The organism is Fodinicola feengrottensis, assembly GCF_010993775.1.
GTDB classification, from domain to species: Bacteria; Actinomycetota; Actinomycetes; order Mycobacteriales; family HKI-0501; genus Fodinicola; species Fodinicola feengrottensis.
In genome coordinates, this window is record NZ_WOTO01000050.1 from 39,595 (window position 1) to 56,185 (window position 16,591).

Here is a 16,591-nt window from a genome sequence, read left to right on the forward strand (position 1 = left end):
TGTCACGAAAAAAAACGCGAAAGCAAGCCAACTGATGGCTGACAGCGAACGTCCTACGAGGCCCGGGAGGCGATGGTGGTGACGAACAGCGATGCGGTCCCCGAATCCACGGACGCGGTGGTCGAGCAGGAACGGCCGTGGCGGGCGTTGCTGGCGTACACCAAGGGTCTACGCCGGGTACTGGTGTTCGGTGGCATGCTGAGCCTGCTGGGCGGCGCTGCGGGCCTAGCCCAGCCACTTGCCGCCGCCGCGGTGATTGACACGCTCGGGCAACACCGCTCGGTGTGGCTCGCGGTCACCCTACTGACCGCCCTGGTAATCGGTGCCGGAGTGATTTCGGCACTGGGGTATTACTTGCTGGAAAGGACCGCCGAATCTGTAGTCTTGGCCGCCCGTCGGCAACTGGTGGGCCGGATCATGCGGCTGCGTATGCGTGACGTGGACAGGTTCGAGCCAGGTGACCTGATGTCCCGGGTTACCGCGGACACCACCCTGCTGCGCCAGGTCACCACCCAGTCCTTGGTCCAACTCGCGACAAACTCACTGATGCTGGTCGGCACCATCGTGCTGATGGGGGTCGTCGACCTGCCACTGCTGGGTGTCACGGTCGGCGTCGTCTCGGTCATCGGGCTGATCGCCGCGGCGATGATGCCCCGTATACGGGAGGCAACCCGCCGCGCGCAGGAAGCCGTCGGCGCCATGGGATCGGCGCTGGAAAGAGTTCTTGGTGCGTTCCGTACGGTCAAAGCCGCCGGAGCCGAATCCCATGAGATCGACGCAATCAGTGACACCGCCCGCGCGGCCTGGAAACAGGGCGTACTCGAAGCCAAATGGCAGGCCATCGCCGGCACATCCACCGGCCTCTCGCTACAGATCGCATTCCTTGCCGTCCTCGGTGTCGGCGGTGCCCGAGTGGCCTCAGGCGGACTCAAGGTCTCCGACCTCATCGCCTTCCTGCTGTATCTCTTCTATCTCGCCGAACCGCTCACCGAACTGGTCCAAGCCATCTCACAACTGCAGGTTGGCGCGGCGGCCGTCGCCCGCATCCACCAGGTCGACACGCTGCCAATCGAGTCATTCGAGCTGCGCAAGGAAACCCGAAGCCGACCCGCGCAGCCCGGGCCCGCCGGAATCCGGTTCGACAAAGTGTGGTTCGGGTACCAGGATACGACGGCCGCGGTGCACCGCAATCTCAGTTTCCAGATCCCGGCCGGCAGTACAGCCGCGTTCGTCGGGCCGTCCGGCGCCGGGAAATCGACCGTTTTTGCTCTGCTGGAGAGGTTCTACGAACCTGACGCCGGCACGATCACGATAGGCGGCCGAGATATAAAGGAGTGGAAGTTGCGCAGACTCCGTTCGATGATCTCTTACGTCGAACAAGACGCGCCTGTTCTTTCGGGTTCATTACTGGACAACCTTCTGTTGGCCGACGCCCAAGCCAGTTCGACGCAGATCGACGACGCTGTGAGCCGGGCCAGACTCAGCGCACTGGTCGACAGGCTGCCCGACGGGCTGGACACCTTGGTCGGCCACCGCGGCACCCGACTGTCCGGCGGCGAACGACAACGGGTCGCGATAGCCCGTGCTTTCCTTCGACGGCCGAGAATCCTGCTGATGGACGAGGCGACCGCGAACCTGGACGCCATCAACGAACGCTTTCTCATCGAAGCGCTGGACGACCTGCGCGATAGCACCACCGTACTGACTATCGCGCACAGACTGTCCACAGTGGTCGCCGCTGACCAGATTATCGTTATGAACAACGGCACCGTCGACGCCGCCGGCTCACACACAGACCTCTTGAGTGCTAGCGACCTCTACCGCACCCTGGCGCAAACCCAACTCCTGACCACGGATGAACCCGTAAAAGAAATCGCTTAGAACACTGAACCGCGTACAACCCCAAAACGAATAGTTTATGTAAGACAAGTTAGGGCACAACGAAAAACTAGGAGGAGGTGAAAATATGAGCAAGAGCAACAGCAACCGTCGGAACTACCGGGGTGGCAGCATCTTCGGCTTTCTGGACATCGTCCTGAGTATCCGTGGCGGGCTCGGCGGGCGCTACGGCCGCCGCTAAACCCACCTCAGAACAAATTTCGTCATTCAGCTCGATGGACTCCCAAACCACCTCCTCGGTGCGGGAGTCCGTTGCTGTCCATAACATCGTTGTCGGCGTGCCTATCACCGGAGTGGCTCAGATTCATTTCGGCCCAGACCGTCTTGTGGGCGTCCTGGCAAATGACGCCCCAGGATGATGCCAGTTGGTTCACGATGAACAGTCCTCGTCCGCCAGACAGGTCTGGTGTTCGTACCCGTGGAGTATCAGCCGATGCGTCGTCCACCTCGATGCGGAGGGAACGGCTTTCGTCAACCGCTATCAGCCGGCATGCACAAGGTGGAAGGCCATGGCGTAGAGCGTTGCTGACCAACTCGTACGCCACCAAGACAGCGTCATCGATCGCGATGCCGACATAGCCAGCCATCAGCTCGCGAACTGAACGTCGAACCAACTCCAAGGAATCCCCGTCCACAACCGTCAGCTCGTACTCGTTCTGGTGGCCAGCGTTGGGCGCGGTCGGTCGCACCGACATGTTCATCCCCCCGACACGGCGTGGTTCTGAAGCACTAGTACCCGCCCACGTGTTGACTAAACCCACCAGTCACAAGAGCGGTGAAGCGACTGTCAGAACCCGACTGTGACGGCGATCTCGGACCCGAAAACGAGTCGTGAACGAACAAACCGGGAGGTGACAGTGGTATCACCTAAAAGCCGCGAAACGTCCGGGACACAGGATCTGATCGGCAGCCCGGGTGCACGGTGTGATTCAGTCAGTAGTTCCAGCTTACGTCTGGCGGAGCCGGTCAACGTTGTTCGATCTGCTCCTTCACCTGCGCCGCAATCGGTGACGAGAGTCCCGCAGGTATGAGGGAAGGCGTACGCCGTCCTCCGTGAAGAACCTTATGAGTCCGATGATCGCAGCGGTAAGGCCGATACAGCCTGGAATGTAGAGCAGATATTGCAACGCACGTGCCTTGTCCTGGTCGTCCAGCACAACTTGGTAGTTGACTGCTACTGCCTCGATCACCACGCGCCGATCAAGAATACGCTGAACCAACACAGCTTCAGTTGCCATCGCAGCCTGGGACTGAAGACCCGTATCTTTACCGTCGTACCGCAGGAACCACAGCTCACCACATCTTCGACGACTCCACTCGCTGGCCGGCGCACGGGCAACGGATGTAATGAATAGCGAGTCGTGGTCGAAGAGAAGACAACCAGCTCAAGGCTCGTCTCACTATGGACGTGCGCGAGACGCACCCGCGGATAGTCTCCTACACTCATCGCGAAGCTTCCACTTTGCGCCGCCTAGTTCGATCCATGCATCCGACCATATCGTCAGGGCACATGCTGGCAGCCGTGATCAGTCATATGAACAGGCATCGCCGGCGTCGGCGGTGAGCTTGGTTGCTACGTTCAGGAGCGACGTACGCGTTTCACGGCCACAAACGCTGGGCGGATGACGCTGCCCGTCAGGGTTATCAACACATTTTCATCGCGGCCCGGCGCTCGTGCGAGCAACGGGCGCCGGGCTCTCGCTCTGTCAGCCTGTGGATCAGCCGGCGCTGGTGTTGATGGCTCCGTTGACGCCCTTGGGGAAGAATCCGCCGGAGGTGGTCTTCTTCGGGTTGAGATAAACAACATTCAGCACCTGGCCGGCGCTGCGGGAATAGGCCACACCGTTGCTGTCGGTGGGGACGATGTTCGCCTGGCCCTTGAGCGTGATGCCCTGGTCATCGTCGCTTGCTCCGTCCAGGCTGTCCCTGGCATTGGAGATCTTGTTCGCCGCGGTGCACAGGTCGCGCTGGTAGAGCGAGCTGCGGATGGTGGCCGCGTGGTACGCCTCCACCGCCAGGATCCCGGCGGCGGCTTCCAAATACGTCTTGTTGCTGACCAGTGGCGCCGCGCCCTTATAAGCGGTCACGCCGACGTCTTCGAAAATGAACGCGGCGAGCAGGAAGTTGTTCTCGTTCTGATATGGATCAAAAGTCTGGTGGGCGCCGATCAGACCAGCAGCCCGCGCAGCCGCGGTAAAGCTGTTCTTGATGTCGATCGCTGGCCGCGAGACGGCCGCGCTACCCAGCGCGGTGCGCAGGAACGTCACATGGGCGAGCTCATCGCCCGCGATCTCCTGGGCGAATTGGCGCACCGTACGGGACAGGAATGGCACCGCGCGACCGCCGGTGACACCACCTCGGGCGCCGGTGCCGGTGGTCAGGCTGTCGGCCAGACCGTGACCGTGGACGGCGTACGAGTAGAACTCCGCCTCCAGATATTCCAGGTTCAACGCGAAATTCAGGATCGCCGCGTCACTGATCGCCGCTGACGACACGGTCTCTTTTTGGGCTGGGGGCCGGGTGGCGGCGTTGGCCACCGGCGCGATGGCGGTCGCGAGCGCACCCGTACCGACCAGGCCGAGCCCGGCCGCGCCAGCGGCCACGAGGAACTTGCGACGGTCCGGGCCGTTTTCAGCGCTGCGACTGATCAGATCACGGACAAAGCGTTTTCCGAACACAGATGGGCCTTTCTCGAACTGCTGGGCGATCACCCTCATCGTCGAGATGTCGCCCGGTGGTCACGGATCCAGAGTTGAAGCGCGGCACTCGTGTGCGCCTCCCGGACGCCGCTGACTAAACACCCCCTATCTGTTGCCGAGGTGGGACTCCTCGCTACTACTAGTTCGTGATCACTGGCTACCTGGTTCTGATTTCAGTCGATAAGTTTTGACTTTGCTTTCGCATTACCACAGCACAAGAACGGAGCTAAACCAGCCCCTTGGGTTGTTCAGCTCCACAGTTGCTACGGCGAGTAACGTCTTGGGCGGTGTCGATGATGTAGACGGTGGCATTGGTGCTTTGGCCGTTGCCGCACATAACTTTGGCGTTCCCGTTGACGGTGAGGTCTTGGCTGCTACCGGTCACGTCGAGGTGCCTTTTCCGACGGTGGCGAGAACTTCGGCGGAGGGCACGAAGCCGGTCGGCACGGGCAGGTTGTTGATCGTGTCGAGCAGGCCGGGTGCGTTGACGGCGGCGAACGGAGTGGGATACTTCGAATGGTGTTCGTCGCGGAGACCGAATCGGTTTGGTTCGGGACGGATATTCTTCGCCGACTTTGGCGCGCCGTTTCTGCAAGCACTGACTACTGGGGTGTCTGGTCGATGCCGGTTGGTTATGTGCGCTGCGCGGGAAGGGCAGCCCACCAGTCCCGGTCGAGAGTTTCGACGTGACGGACACGGGCACGTCGCTCCATCGCATCAAGGTCATCGCGTCCGGTGTCGGACCAGCCAGCTTGGCGACAGCTTTTTGCGGTCAGCGTCGAGCAGGGGCGCAGCGTCCCGGTCACGCCGAGTGCCGTGGCCGCGACCGGCGCGGTCCGCTAGGCAAAGAAGCTTTCTTCGTCGATAACTCTTTAGTCCTAGCAGGACAATGAGTCATCGAATTCCCGGGCATTTTCCCCAGCGCCGGCCGGTACGCGATCGCCCGCATCTTGACGGTACGGATGAGAAACCAATGCGTTCGGCGATGCTGGACCTGACTATGTCCATGAAATTCACCAGCACGATGATTCCTGGGGGGGTCGCGTCGGCAGCAGCAAGTCCATCACTTCTCGGTGGGGCGGCCGCACTGAGATACCCGGGCTCAGCTCGTCATTGGGTAGCGAAGGGTATCGCTTTCGGCGCCAGAGCCGGCGAAACGCCTTTGTCGCGATGGTGACGCCGAGCTCCCGGGGGTGGGAATATTCGGGGTTCAGCGGACGCGTGCGTGGGTTTTGTCGGTGAATCGGAATTCCACCGTGACCGGGAGCGTGTCGAGGTCCAGGGCTTGGCGCAGTCGCGGTAGGCCGTGGCTGTCGAGCCGTTCCTGGATGTCGGTGGGGCTGCCGTCTTGTTCGGTGGTGATGACTAGGGCGAGGGCGGGGGATTGCCTGGTACCGGCCAGCGTTCCGAACGTGTCGTGGACACCAGGGTAGCCGCGGGTTTCGGCCAGGAACGGAGCGATCGCGGTGCTGGCGGCCAGTTCGGTGCGCCGCGCGGTCGGGGTCGTTTTCCATTCGCCAGGTGTGACTTTTGGGCTTGCGAGCGAGTTGTGCGACCAGCCAGCGCAGCGCTAGCAGCCCCACCACGACGCAGACCGCGACGGTGACGTACAGGGACCAAACCGGTGGTGCGTCAGTGCCGGGTACGAGAGGTGAGCTGGCCGGGAGCATCGGGACGTTGCCGAAGTGGAGGGCGATGGCGAGGCCGCCGCTGCCGACTAGGACCAGTCCCAGGATGCTCAGCAGGGCGCGGTTGAGGCGGGCGGGGCGGTTGAGGCTGGTCATGACTGGCTCCTGGTCGCGCGTACGCGGATCCTGATTTTCGGAGTTCTGGCCGGATCTATCTGGTCGAGTCGGTTCTGCAGGGCTGCGCGGACCGCGTCGGCCAGGCCCGAGGTGTTGGTTCGGTCGGTGCGCACGGTGGCCGAGATCTTTCGGCCACGTAAGTTCAATGCGAGACCGTTCACTCCGTCCACTGTGGACCCAGCGGCACGCAGGGTGGACCGTAGGCTGTGGCGGGTCGCGCCCGAGGGTAGATCGCCGGCCAGCGGGAGGACAGTCGGTTTTCCTGGCAGTAAGGCGGTCAACAAGAGAACTACGCCCACCCCGGCGATGACCGCGCCGGCGACTGCCGGAATCAGGTCATTCCAGTGGATCTCGTGGAGCGAGCGTGCGGCGACCAGGTAGTTGATCCAAGGCGTCTGGCCAAGGATCATCTGGACCGCGACCACGCCGACCACCACACTGACGGCGAGCGCGGCAAGCGCACAGATAGTGGCTGGGATGCTGCGGCGAGGTCGGCGTTTCACAGGACTCTCCTGTTGCTCGGGGCGCCGCTGTGCAACGCGGTGACGGTGATGTCCACCCGCGACACCGCCAGGCCGGTGAAGTCGTGGATCCGGCGCATCAGGTGGGTGCGGGCATCTTCGCTGGTCCTGGTGACTGATTGCGGGTAGGACACAGACAGTTGGACAGTGAGGACAACGCTGTTGCCGGTGACGGTCGCGGCGACGTTCGCTGAGGCGTCGAGGTTTTCGTTTCCGAGCGCGACGCCCAGGACGCGGCGGGCCGAGCCGCCGACACCGTCGAGTTCGGTGATGGCGTGGCCGGCGATGCGTTCGACCGTACGGTTAGCGATCGTGGTTGTGCCAGGCGCAGGCTGGTCGAAATCTGCGCTGAGCCTCGGTGGGGGCTCAGGACGGCGGTAGTGGTCATCGGTCAGAAACGGTCGCGGCCAGTGAACTGGGACAGGTCTAGCTTGCCGTCCAAGTACCGGCCGATGAGCAGACCGATCGCGCCCAGGACGAGTACGAGCAGGAATGCGCCGAACCCGCCGAATGCGGCGGCGATGCCAAGAAGTAGGCCGGTCAACAGACCGAGCTGTGTGGTCGTCATGGGTTTCTCCCTTTGCTGGTGCCGATGGGTGGTGCCGATCGGCCAGCAGCACACAAGGCCGGTCGAGGAACTACGAATGAATGGACGGCGTTGCCACTACGGCCGACACCGAGGGTCCCACCGGTGCCACGAGCACGATCGGGACGACGAGTGTGGTCATGACCATGTCCAAGATGTGGACGTGAACGGGCCGGTCAGTGATGGCGACGGCGGTACGTACGTCACGGGCGATCTCAGCGACCGTGGCCGGGTAGATCCCGACGACGCCAATGCTGACCTCGGCGAGGCCGATTCGTACGCCGGGAATCCGGCGGCCGGGAAGGTAGGTGGCGAGCTCGCCGAACCGGCCGCTGTGCAGGCGCGCGACGTGCCGCCCGGCCTGCACAGCGACAGCGATGCGATCAGCGTCGACCTGGGTGTCCGCGATCACTGGACCCGAGCGGTGTCGGCCGGATCGGTGCCAGCGCCGTCGCCCGGGATGTGCACGTCGCTGACGTTGATGTTGACCTCGACGACCTCTAGGCCGGTGATGCGTTCGATCGCATTGATCACGTTGCGGCGAATGGCGTTCGCGACATCGGCGATTGGTACGCCGTACTCGAGCAGGATCTGCAGATCGACCGCCGCCTGCTTTTCGCCCACCTCAACCGATACGCCCTGACCGGCGCTGGCAGACGCCCCCGGAATCCGCTCGCGGATCGCGCTGAACGCCCGCGCTGCGCCGCCGCCCAAGTCGTACACACCCGGGATCTCGCGTGCGGCCAACCCGGCGACCTTTTGCACGACGCTGTCCGAGACCGTCGTCGTACCGTGTGTGGACACCAACGCCCCGGTGGGCACGGTCGCCGGAGTTTTGGTGCTGGTCGGGTTCGTCATCTCATTCTCCTCGGCTAGAAAATTGTTGTCTGCGGCAGAAACCGGGCGCCTCTCGCTGTCATGCACACCAGTAGGACCCAGTGGCGACGCGATCGTCACGCAGCATCGGTGTGGCGTGGGTCTCAGTCGAAGCGGATTCCAGGTGACCCCCAGAGAGTGCGGCGTGGCGAGTATTTATTGCTATTGCTCGATCGTGCACTTAAGAGATGGTCTCGGCGTGGGATGGGAGAACGACGCGGCGATCGCTGTGGCTCCAGATAAAAATGTCGCCAGCGGCGACCCAGAATCCCGAGTTGCCACTGGCGACGTGGTTGCGATTGTGTTCTATTTCTTGAAGACACCCTTGAGCTTGTCGGCGGCGTCACCGACAGCATCCTTTACGTCCTCGACAGCGTCCTTAAGACCCGCCTTGGCCTGGTCGGTCTTGCCCTCGGCCTGCAGCTTCTCGTCGCCGGTCACGTTGCCGGTCGCCTCCTTGGCCTTACCGCCCAGATCTTCGGCCTTGTTGCCGATCCTGTCACCCAACGACATCGCACATCTCCTCACGGATACCGGCGCGCGCCGATCGGGCGCCGTACACCAGGAAAGAACCCGTCCATTCGTATTCATCACGGCCACCACCAACACCAATAATGTGACGGCGCTCACTGCGGAACTCTAGCTGACAGCATGCATCCAGCCATGAAAATCTTGGCTCGTCGGTGCAATCGTCGTTTTCGTAGGTTGGAAGAATCCTGCTGGTGTGGAAACACCGGGCCCCCGCGCGCTGGAGGCGGCACGGGAACCCGGTGCGTGTGAAGGGGACCTAGTTGTCGTAGCCGCCGCGGTATCCACCGCGGATGTTCAGAACGATGCTGAGGAAGCCGAAAATGCTGCCGCCGTTGCAGCGCCGTCGGTTACTTTTGCTGCTCATGAACGTCTCTCCCTTTGTCTGTGAGTCGTACGAGGCGAAGTGGAGTGCTGTCTCGTTAACCCTTGTTTGTACCGTCATGGAACCTTCGTTGCGGACCCTCGATGCGGTTCAGGGAAATCGTCAACAGATATTAAGAAGAGATGCTCGGCCGAGACTCCCGCCGAGCGCGATCCGCCGATCACCCCGAGGTCTTGTCCGTTGGCGGTCGGCCGGCGTGCTTGCCCAGACTGTGAGGAAGCGTCGGAGGACGATCCGGACGGATCAAGGATCGGTCTTCTGGTCAAGAGTCTCCCTCTTTTGGCTGAGGTTGGCCGCGGCCTGGGACACTACAAAGAAGGCAGGTAGTACATCTGGAGCGGTTGGAGTGACTGTGGTGAACGAGAGCAAGCTGCCACGGCGGTACGTTTTTTTCGGTGAGGACCGCGGAATGGAACAACCCGGGCGGGATCGTGTACGTACGAGGTACGTCCGACCTGGGGTGCTCCGGTTGGCCGTCTGCTGGGCGACGATCACGGCCTGCCTTCCCTACTTGGTACTGAAAGTACTGTGGGTGCTGGGGATCAGCACCGGGGCGGCTGGACCGGCAGGTGCAGCCGAGCTGATCGACTTTCGGCACGTCGTCGGGGATGTTGTCACGGCTGCCATGGAATTGGGCGCGATGACACTGGTGCTGGGGCTGACATTCCGGTGGGGACGCCGCTTGCCAGTGCTGCTGGTGCTGGTCCCCATGTGGATAGGCAGCGGTTTGCTCGTACCGATAGCGGTGGGCATTCCCTTGGGCCTGCTAGCGCAGGCGACCGTGGGCGGACCCGCGATTCCGGCCGGCAACGGACTCCAGTATTGGGTTTATGCCGTTGTGTACGGCGGCTTTGTTGTTCAGGCAATTGGCCTGCTCGCGGCGTTTCCCGGTTATGTGCGCGATCGCTGGCCTGAGGCATTCTCGGCGCGGACAGCGAGTCTGGCAACGGCATCTCGGTGCCGGCGCTGGTTGACCGCCATAGGCACGATCGTTGCCGTGGGCAGTGCCATGGCCTTTGTCGCGTGGTCAGTACTCGGACGAGCCGCTGGAGCTCCGGGCGGCTTCGACACCGTCGCGCAACGGACTCTTCTCTTTGTCACCGGCGTGCTGATCTTTACAGGAGGCCTCGCTGTCATGGCGCTGGTGTGGGACAGAAGCAACAAACGCCTCCATCTCCCGGCGACCTTCGCCTGGATTGGCACGGGCGTGGCCGTGACCGCTGGGCCAACCCTCATAGCGCTTAGCAATCACGGGACCGTGGGCCTGCCACTCCTATTGGTCGCCCTCAATACCACCCTCGCGGGCCTGTTCCTCGCCGGATCCACCCGCCGACTCTCCAGTGCTGCGGCAACTACGCTCTGGTAGCTGGCGCCAATTGCCTCCAAGCGGTTAACGGTCAGCGGGTCGGCATCGGACCCACGAGAAATAGTCAAGACCCGTGGATCAAGATTTTGGGTGTTATCAAGACTCACGTCGCCAGGGTCAGCATGACGGCTCCCATGCCCTGCGCGACGCGGGCCTCTACAAGGATCTCCGGAGCGCTTACCGTGCATACATACATCTGAGATTAGGGGGCTGCGCTGTCAGATCGATGTCGCGCTACTTTTAGTTGTCATTCGCCTGCCGCTGTCCAAGGGGTCGCGGTGTGACGATGGTCGTGGCCACAATCGTCATTTGGGCACGTGCGTGGTGGCGAGGTTTTGTGTGGTTGCGGCCATCAGCGCCCACAGTTGCGCAGGTGAGAGCACTCCCCGGACGGATCCAAGGTCTGCAGGTCCGTGTGTGCCACTTCCACTCTCTCGATAGGGATGTCGCCCTTCGCACACCTATCCCGGCACATTCTTTTCGTACCAGCTCGCCGAAGCCGACCAGTTCGTCGGCAGGTAGGAGCTGGGCGGGTGGCCGAACGCTTGTCGGGCGTCCGCGAAGCGAGGATCTCTGCCAGTCAGTGGGTCTGGGCTTGGTCACTGTGCCGTCGCACACCAGAGGTCGAGCGTCGGAGGAGAGCTGCCGGCCGTTTTCCCTGGGCATGGTGGTGATCAAAGTCTGCCCGTAGGGTGGGGAAGTGGAGGTTTCCTGGCAGGTGGACGAGATGCGGCGGCAGCTGCGCGAGCACCGGTCCGGCTGGACAGATGAAGACGAGTCATGTCGCTGGATCGGATCGCCGCTGATGCTGATCGCTTCTCTGGTTCTCTGAAAAGGACAACTTCGTGACAATTGTGCTTTCTGTTCCGCAATGGCAAGGATCGGCGGTGCCGACGGCGCCCCGGCTGGTGTCGGGGGCGCGGAGGGCGGCCGACCTGGTGCCGGCCGATTCCGTGGTCACTGTCCCGACCGGCGACGGTGCCGTGGATATCGTCGACGGTGTGCGTGCGCTTCACACCCTGGTGGGTAACCAGAGACAAATTGGTGCCGCGCTAGCCCAGCTCGATGATTTTGTCCTGATCATCGGAGGTGAATGCAGTGTGGACGTGCTGCCTATCGCGGCCATTGCTGAACGCTACGGGGATGCATTGACCGTGTTGTGGATCGATGCCCATCCGGACGTGTATGGACCGGGACAGCTCAAGACGGGCGCGTTCCACGCGATGGGCGTCCGTACACTTCTCGGCGATGGCCCGCCGGCCCTCACCCCGAGCTGGACTTTGGCTCCAGGACAGGTGATTCTTGCGGGGGAGCGGGCTGGCGGTGCTTCAGAGCACGAATATATCAGGAAAACGGGGCTGCGCAGATACGGTGTCGTTGATCTGGAAGAGGCTTTTGCAGCGGTCATCGGCGGTGTATGTCCACGTCGATCTGGACGTGCTCGATCCCACCGAGTTCGCCTCCGTCGGCTATCCCGAACCGGATGGTGTCCGCTCGCAGCAGCTTGTCGACCTGATCAGCGGATTGGGCAACGTGGTCGGAGCAGCCATCACCGAGTACGCGCCAGTCGCCGACGACCCTTCGGAGCTTGCGGTGATCCGCAGGCTGGCAGCGGCGATGACGCGTGGCCAGGCTTAGCTGGCGGCGACCTTGTGGTTGGCGTGGCCAGCAGAGATGGACTCGGCTGGGGGGGAATCGGACCGGTCAGTCTGGCGCTCGCAGTGCTGATCGCGGCTTTCGTGGCGTATATGACCCTCGCCGCAGGTCGCAGCGATGAGCTGAACGTGGCCTGCAAAGACGCGGCATAGCTGGCCAGGCCACAGCCCATCGGTCAGTCCTGGCCCGGTCGAGTCGGCGACTGACAACGGCGTCGTAGCCTGCCGACAAAGCGCAACCCGCAGCGACTGTGCCGCCATCGCCGACGAGGCCGCAGCCGTTACGTGGCGAGGCACAGCCTGCCGGCCGTGCCGATCGACCCAGATCAACAGCCGCTCGCCCGCTCTGATCCTGCTGTCCACCAAGACCGGCGCCGTGACAGCCGAACCCGCTATTGAGCGTCGCCCCGATGAGGCACGGCGGTCATTCAAGCCTTCCATGCCCCAACTGGTGTACAGCCCGTCCAACGATTCGGGCGCCAGATTGAGTAATTTTGACGGCGACGCATTTTCGCGAATACCAAGACTCCGAGCAACATCCGAAACGGCACGACCCGAATCAGTAACAAAGGCCACAGCCTCACCCCGATACTCCGGGGTGAATTTCCGCCGAGTCCCCATTCCCATCCTCCCAGTCACGACCAGTGAACATCAACATCACTATCAACGGAAACGGGATCCCTCCAGTCGCGCCGTGCGCGGCGTATGTAGTCGGTGGCCTTGTGTGGATAATCGTGACGAGCCAGGTGCGGACGGGTCCCAAGTGCGGGGTCGAAGCGCTTCGCCTGGAGCCAGACTGAGAGAAATGCTTCTTGTGAGATGTCCGCTGTGGCGCTGGGGTCGGTGACGATGCGGGCCCCCGATGCGAGGCAGGCGTTGTGGTGTCGGTGGAAGAAAGGGTTCGACGGCGGCGTGATCGCCGGCCGCGATCAACCCCAGCAGCTTGACGTCACCGCGATTGGGTCCGGTGCCTCGGGAGCTGTTGTCGCGCGACGTTGAGACCACCTCCGCTCGTATAGCCGAAGGTCAGGAGACACTCGAGTCCTTTGAGCGACTCATGTATCCGTTCGACAAACGAGACCTGAGCGGATTGCTATTTCTTTCTGAGTAAGAGATAGCTCGGCCACGACGCCGCGATGAGCCCATGTGTAGGCCACCGATCGTGGATCTGTTCAATTTTTCACTAGAGTTGCGCCGAATTTGTGATTCGCGCCCAGCGGAGGCGGGTTCGGGTGGGGATGGCTATCATGCGGACTTCACGAGTTGACGACCTCGGCGAAGGCACCCAGGATGGCGCGGTCCAGGGGACTGTTACGCAGCGTGTCGCGGAACAGTTCGGCATAAGTGGGGGGCAACAGTGTCGTAAGCCTCCCGGGTGACACTGAGGGCACCGTGTTCGACCATGCGCTATGGTGCAGACCGCACGACCAGAGCTACAGCCTTTGCCATGTTTGATCCTACGCACGCGTCGCTTGGTCGATGATTGTAGTTATGACCAGCTTCCAATTCCGCATTGATCAGGTGGAACGAGACTGGAGTGGCTCCGGGGACGTCCTCCTCGCGGGCGAGCTGCTGGCGACTGGCTACAACCCCAAGGTCGGCGACGTCATCGCCGTGCCGACCGCTTCTGGTGTTGTCCGCGGCCGTATCACCGGCTTCCCGCTGATCAAGTTCGTCGATCACAGATGGATTGGCGTCACTGTGTCATGCAAGGACGCATTCAACATCCTCCGTGGCAGGATCGCCGACATCCCGGCCATTGATCCGGCGGCCTCCGACGAGGAACAAGGCAGGACAAGTTGACTGCAGGTGTGGACACACCGGCCGCAATGACGCGGTGAGTGCTGTACGGAGGTTGATGCCACTGCCAGCGCGAACGGACGACGGAACGGCTCCATTCCTACGACGCCTGGTAGACGTCGTCCATACGCTAGGGATCGACATCGACCCTGAACAGAGCCTGGCGATCAGCAGCGCTGGGAACTGCTGGCGCGTGCGGCGCTGGGAGATGCGTGCGGCCAAGGACTGACACTGTCTGATGCGTCCTTCGACATGCTGATCAAGGCGCCTGTCTACGGCCCGGATCCGAGCTTCAACCGTCAGTTCGTCAAGCCGGTCTTGAACGGCTTCGGACGCCGACGCCTCCGCTCGACGCTACTCGACTACCTGCGGACGGCCACCGACAAGGAACGAGCAGGCCCCGCGCGAGCGTGGTAGTGGCAGTGGTCGACAGATTCCGAGAGGCGCCGGCTGTACTCACCGCAGGGCAAGGATTTCGCTCGGCGCGAATCGGTGGGTGGATTGATACAGATTGGCGCACGCAGCCCGTCGTGGACATCAGGACTCCGGAGCCAGATTGGTGATGAGGCCCAAGCCGGCTGTTGAGTAGCCACCAGCCACTTCGCGGCAGGTCCCGATGTCTGTGTGGCACTGGAGCAAGCGTACCTGCGTAGGCGTGGGTATCGATTCCACCGAGAACAGGTCGACGAGATTGTTCGTTTCCCACACCGCGACATTGTCATCGATATTCGTTGGATTAGACAGTTCGTGCTCAAGTTTAAGCCCTTGGCCGGTCACTCGCATTATTCGCCTACTTTCCAGGTCGCCGCTGAGAAGAACGCTCAGAATCAGCCGCGTGCGGTCCGGCGACATGGCAGCATAGACGATGTCCTCACGTTTTGAGCTGCACTGTTTCGCCCTCATTGTAAAGTTATTGGCAGGGTCGACCAATCCCAGACAGAGCGAGGACGAGGTCGTGGCGTATGCGGCCATTCTTGTGCCATCCGCGGTGGCACCGAACAACCCCAGAGAGGCAGTGGTCATCTTTTGATCCCACGGACCCGCGGCAGGGTCCCAAAGAGATACTGGAGTTGTTGCCGTTTCGTCAGCCTGCGGAGTCTGGGTGCGCAGGACTATTTTGTTCTTGAACCAGCGATAGGCAGTCGAGGAACCTGATGCCGTCGATGCTGTGACGGAGCCGGTTGCTGTATCAAAGACCTTCACGGTGCCAGGGCCTTGCTCGACGGTTGTGCTCACCGCTATCTGTCGCCCATCGGGGGACGCGAGGGCCGTGACTCTCACCAACCCCCCGCCGGTTTTTTTTCTGACACCAGCGTCTTCGCGGTCCCGTCCGACCGGACCATTTCCACCTCCAGAGTATTGTCTATCACCCATCCACCGCTCACAGGGTCGATCGTCAACCACTCAACCCCGTACTTGGGCGTCCGAACCGGGACCGTACGACCGCCGGGAAGGTGAATGCCGTGGCTGTCGAGAATGGCGACCTGCGGCTGGTCGGCGCCTATGGCCTTGCCAGAGGCGGCCGGCGGTGGCGGTGGTTTGCCCTGCCCGCCAATAAAGTTGCCGGCCAGTAGGGAAGCTCCGGTTACCGCGAGTACGGCGACGACAGCGGTGGCGACGACGGCGACGCGTTTGACCCGCCTGTGGCGGCGCCCTTTTTTAATAATGGAGCTGGCTCTTAGAGCTAGCAAGGGTGCGGTGTTGGCCTCGTGAGTGAGGCTCTCCCGGAGCCGGTCGTGAATCTGCGGATTCATCGGTTCACCTCAATTGTCTGCGACTCACCCATCAGATCCCGCAACCGAGCAAGTCCACGAGAAGTTGTACTTTTCACCGTTCCGGTGCTGACACCCAGGGTGCGTGCCACCTCAGCCTCGGACAGGTCCTCGTAGAACCGGAGCACCAGCACGGCACGCTGCCTGCGCGGCAACAGCCGCAAGTAATGCCCCATCGCCATCGACTCGGCATGGCTGTGTGAAACGTCGGGCGTCGAGGTATCGGGGAGGATCTCGGTTGGGCGCTCGTGCGTCATCCGCAGACGCCGCCATGAGACGACTGTGTTCGCGAGGCATTTGCGTACGTACGCATAGGCTGCCGTCGGCTCCCGGATTCGCCCCCAATGTTCGTACGCCTTGACCAACGCCGTCTGCAGCATGTCCTCGGCCCGGTGAGCCCCCCCACCAACAGAAACGCGGTCCGTAGCAACTGTTGCCCATGCACGTCCACGAAGGTCGTGAAGTCCACATCGGTGGAATCCTCGATCACCATTCGGACACCCCTGACATCGTTCCCGCCACTCCCACGCCTAGTGGACGCTTCACATCCGTGGAAAGGTTGCCTCCGGCCGGGCGGGGATCCACCACGTGGGCCTGGCGGCACCGCACATGACCGGCTACACGCATTCTCGACGCCCTGATTCGACTTCGTCCTGGACAACCGCATCCTGATCCGCGCGATCGAACACACCGTCGCCC

At 62.3% G+C, this 16,591-nt stretch carries 19 protein-coding genes and 3 pseudogenes; 7 read left to right on the top strand and 15 right to left on the bottom strand.

Annotated elements, in window-relative coordinates:
- Window positions 1-78: 78 nt before the first annotated feature.
- A complete protein-coding gene (locus GNX96_RS35600; protein ID WP_279582326.1) occupies window positions 79-1,881 on the top strand; it encodes an ABC transporter ATP-binding protein in 1,803 nt (600 codons plus the stop codon).
- A 221-nt stretch (window positions 1,882-2,102) separates the two neighbouring features.
- On the opposite strand, the gene GNX96_RS35605 is transcribed toward GNX96_RS35600, so the two are convergent.
- The 9 genes from GNX96_RS35605 to GNX96_RS35640 all read right to left on the bottom strand — a co-directional run bounded on the left by GNX96_RS35605 (window position 2,103) and on the right by GNX96_RS35640 (window position 8,899).
- Window positions 2,103-2,594 carry an ATP-binding protein gene (locus tag GNX96_RS35605; RefSeq protein WP_279582327.1) on the bottom strand — a complete coding sequence of 164 codons (492 nt, stop codon included), beginning with the start codon at window positions 2,592-2,594 and terminating at the stop codon, window positions 2,103-2,105.
- Window positions 2,595-2,888: 294 nt separating this feature from the next.
- On the bottom strand, window positions 2,889-3,137 hold the full coding sequence (locus GNX96_RS57680; protein WP_279582328.1) for a hypothetical protein: 249 nt from the start codon (window positions 3,135-3,137) through the stop codon (window positions 2,889-2,891).
- A 480-nt stretch (window positions 3,138-3,617) separates the two neighbouring features.
- Window positions 3,618-4,616, bottom strand: coding sequence for a ferritin-like domain-containing protein (locus GNX96_RS35610; RefSeq protein WP_279582329.1), 999 nt, complete (start codon window positions 4,614-4,616; stop codon window positions 3,618-3,620).
- Between the two features lie 1,762 nt (window positions 4,617-6,378).
- Complete coding sequence (locus tag GNX96_RS35615; RefSeq protein ID WP_163572255.1) at window positions 6,379-6,906, bottom strand: DUF6286 domain-containing protein; 528 nt, start codon at window positions 6,904-6,906, stop codon at window positions 6,379-6,381.
- The gene (locus GNX96_RS35620) at window positions 6,903-7,319 is read right to left on the bottom strand and encodes an Asp23/Gls24 family envelope stress response protein (RefSeq protein WP_279582343.1); all 417 of its coding nucleotides are present in this window, start codon (window positions 7,317-7,319) and stop codon (window positions 6,903-6,905) included. The genes GNX96_RS35615 and GNX96_RS35620 overlap by 4 nt, the downstream gene beginning before the upstream one ends.
- The gene (locus GNX96_RS35625) at window positions 7,316-7,492 is read right to left on the bottom strand and encodes a hypothetical protein (RefSeq protein ID WP_163572275.1); all 177 of its coding nucleotides are present in this window, start codon (window positions 7,490-7,492) and stop codon (window positions 7,316-7,318) included. Before GNX96_RS35625 ends, GNX96_RS35620 begins: the two co-directional genes overlap by 4 nt.
- A gap of 70 nt (window positions 7,493-7,562) precedes the next feature.
- A complete protein-coding gene (locus tag GNX96_RS35630) occupies window positions 7,563-7,922 on the bottom strand; it encodes a hypothetical protein (protein WP_279582330.1) in 360 nt (119 codons plus the stop codon).
- Window positions 7,919-8,368, bottom strand: coding sequence for an Asp23/Gls24 family envelope stress response protein (locus tag GNX96_RS35635; RefSeq protein ID WP_163572256.1), 450 nt, complete (start codon window positions 8,366-8,368; stop codon window positions 7,919-7,921). The genes GNX96_RS35630 and GNX96_RS35635 overlap by 4 nt, the downstream gene beginning before the upstream one ends.
- A 324-nt stretch (window positions 8,369-8,692) precedes the next feature.
- Window positions 8,693-8,899, bottom strand: coding sequence for a CsbD family protein (locus GNX96_RS35640; RefSeq protein ID WP_163572257.1), 207 nt, complete (start codon window positions 8,897-8,899; stop codon window positions 8,693-8,695).
- Between the two features lie 755 nt (window positions 8,900-9,654).
- On the opposite strand from GNX96_RS35640, the gene GNX96_RS35645 reads away from it, so the two are divergent.
- The 4 genes and pseudogenes from GNX96_RS35645 (at window position 9,655) to GNX96_RS57690 (ending at window position 12,473) form a co-directional block, all read left to right on the top strand.
- Window positions 9,655-10,665, top strand: a complete 1,011-nt coding sequence (locus tag GNX96_RS35645) for a hypothetical protein (protein ID WP_163572258.1) — start codon at window positions 9,655-9,657, stop codon at window positions 10,663-10,665.
- 700 nt (window positions 10,666-11,365) lie between these two features.
- Window positions 11,366-11,497 carry a hypothetical protein gene (locus GNX96_RS57685; protein WP_279582331.1) on the top strand — a complete coding sequence of 44 codons (132 nt, stop codon included), beginning with the start codon at window positions 11,366-11,368 and terminating at the stop codon, window positions 11,495-11,497.
- 169 nt (window positions 11,498-11,666) lie between these two features.
- Window positions 11,667-12,303 (top strand): annotated as a pseudogene (locus tag GNX96_RS35650) (arginase family protein).
- Between the two features lie 23 nt (window positions 12,304-12,326).
- On the top strand, window positions 12,327-12,473 hold the full coding sequence (locus GNX96_RS57690) for a hypothetical protein (protein ID WP_279582345.1): 147 nt from the start codon (window positions 12,327-12,329) through the stop codon (window positions 12,471-12,473).
- 366 nt (window positions 12,474-12,839) lie between these two features.
- Here GNX96_RS57690 and GNX96_RS57695 read toward each other — a convergent pair.
- The 3 genes and pseudogenes from GNX96_RS57695 to GNX96_RS35665 all read right to left on the bottom strand — a co-directional run.
- Window positions 12,840-12,947: pseudogene (locus GNX96_RS57695) on the bottom strand (transposase); the annotation flags it as partial.
- A gap of 8 nt (window positions 12,948-12,955) precedes the next feature.
- Window positions 12,956-13,237, bottom strand: a complete 282-nt coding sequence (locus GNX96_RS65700; protein WP_163572276.1) for a sigma factor — start codon at window positions 13,235-13,237, stop codon at window positions 12,956-12,958.
- Between the two features lie 339 nt (window positions 13,238-13,576).
- Entirely contained in the window at window positions 13,577-13,702 is a 126-nt protein-coding gene (locus GNX96_RS35665) for a hypothetical protein (RefSeq protein WP_279582332.1), read from the bottom strand.
- Between the two features lie 109 nt (window positions 13,703-13,811).
- On the opposite strand from GNX96_RS35665, the gene GNX96_RS35670 reads away from it, so the two are divergent.
- Window positions 13,812-14,123, top strand: a complete 312-nt coding sequence (locus GNX96_RS35670; protein WP_163572260.1) for a hypothetical protein — start codon at window positions 13,812-13,814, stop codon at window positions 14,121-14,123.
- Window positions 14,124-14,372: 249 nt separating this feature from the next.
- Entirely contained in the window at window positions 14,373-14,537 is a 165-nt protein-coding gene (locus tag GNX96_RS57700; RefSeq protein ID WP_279582333.1) for a hypothetical protein, read from the top strand.
- 120 nt (window positions 14,538-14,657) lie between these two features.
- Here GNX96_RS57700 and GNX96_RS35675 read toward each other — a convergent pair whose 3' ends face one another.
- The 3 genes and pseudogenes from GNX96_RS35675 to GNX96_RS35685 all read right to left on the bottom strand — a co-directional run.
- Window positions 14,658-15,323 carry a hypothetical protein gene (locus GNX96_RS35675; protein WP_279582334.1) on the bottom strand — a complete coding sequence of 222 codons (666 nt, stop codon included), beginning with the start codon at window positions 15,321-15,323 and terminating at the stop codon, window positions 14,658-14,660.
- 74 nt (window positions 15,324-15,397) lie between these two features.
- Window positions 15,398-15,874: a hypothetical protein gene (locus GNX96_RS35680; protein ID WP_163572262.1), complete on the bottom strand. Its 477-nt coding sequence runs from the start codon at window positions 15,872-15,874 to the stop codon at window positions 15,398-15,400.
- Window positions 15,871-16,287, bottom strand: a pseudogene (locus GNX96_RS35685) (SigE family RNA polymerase sigma factor); the annotation flags it as partial. The gene GNX96_RS35680 and the pseudogene GNX96_RS35685, both read right to left, overlap by 4 nt.
- Between the last annotated feature and the right edge of the window lie 304 nt (window positions 16,288-16,591).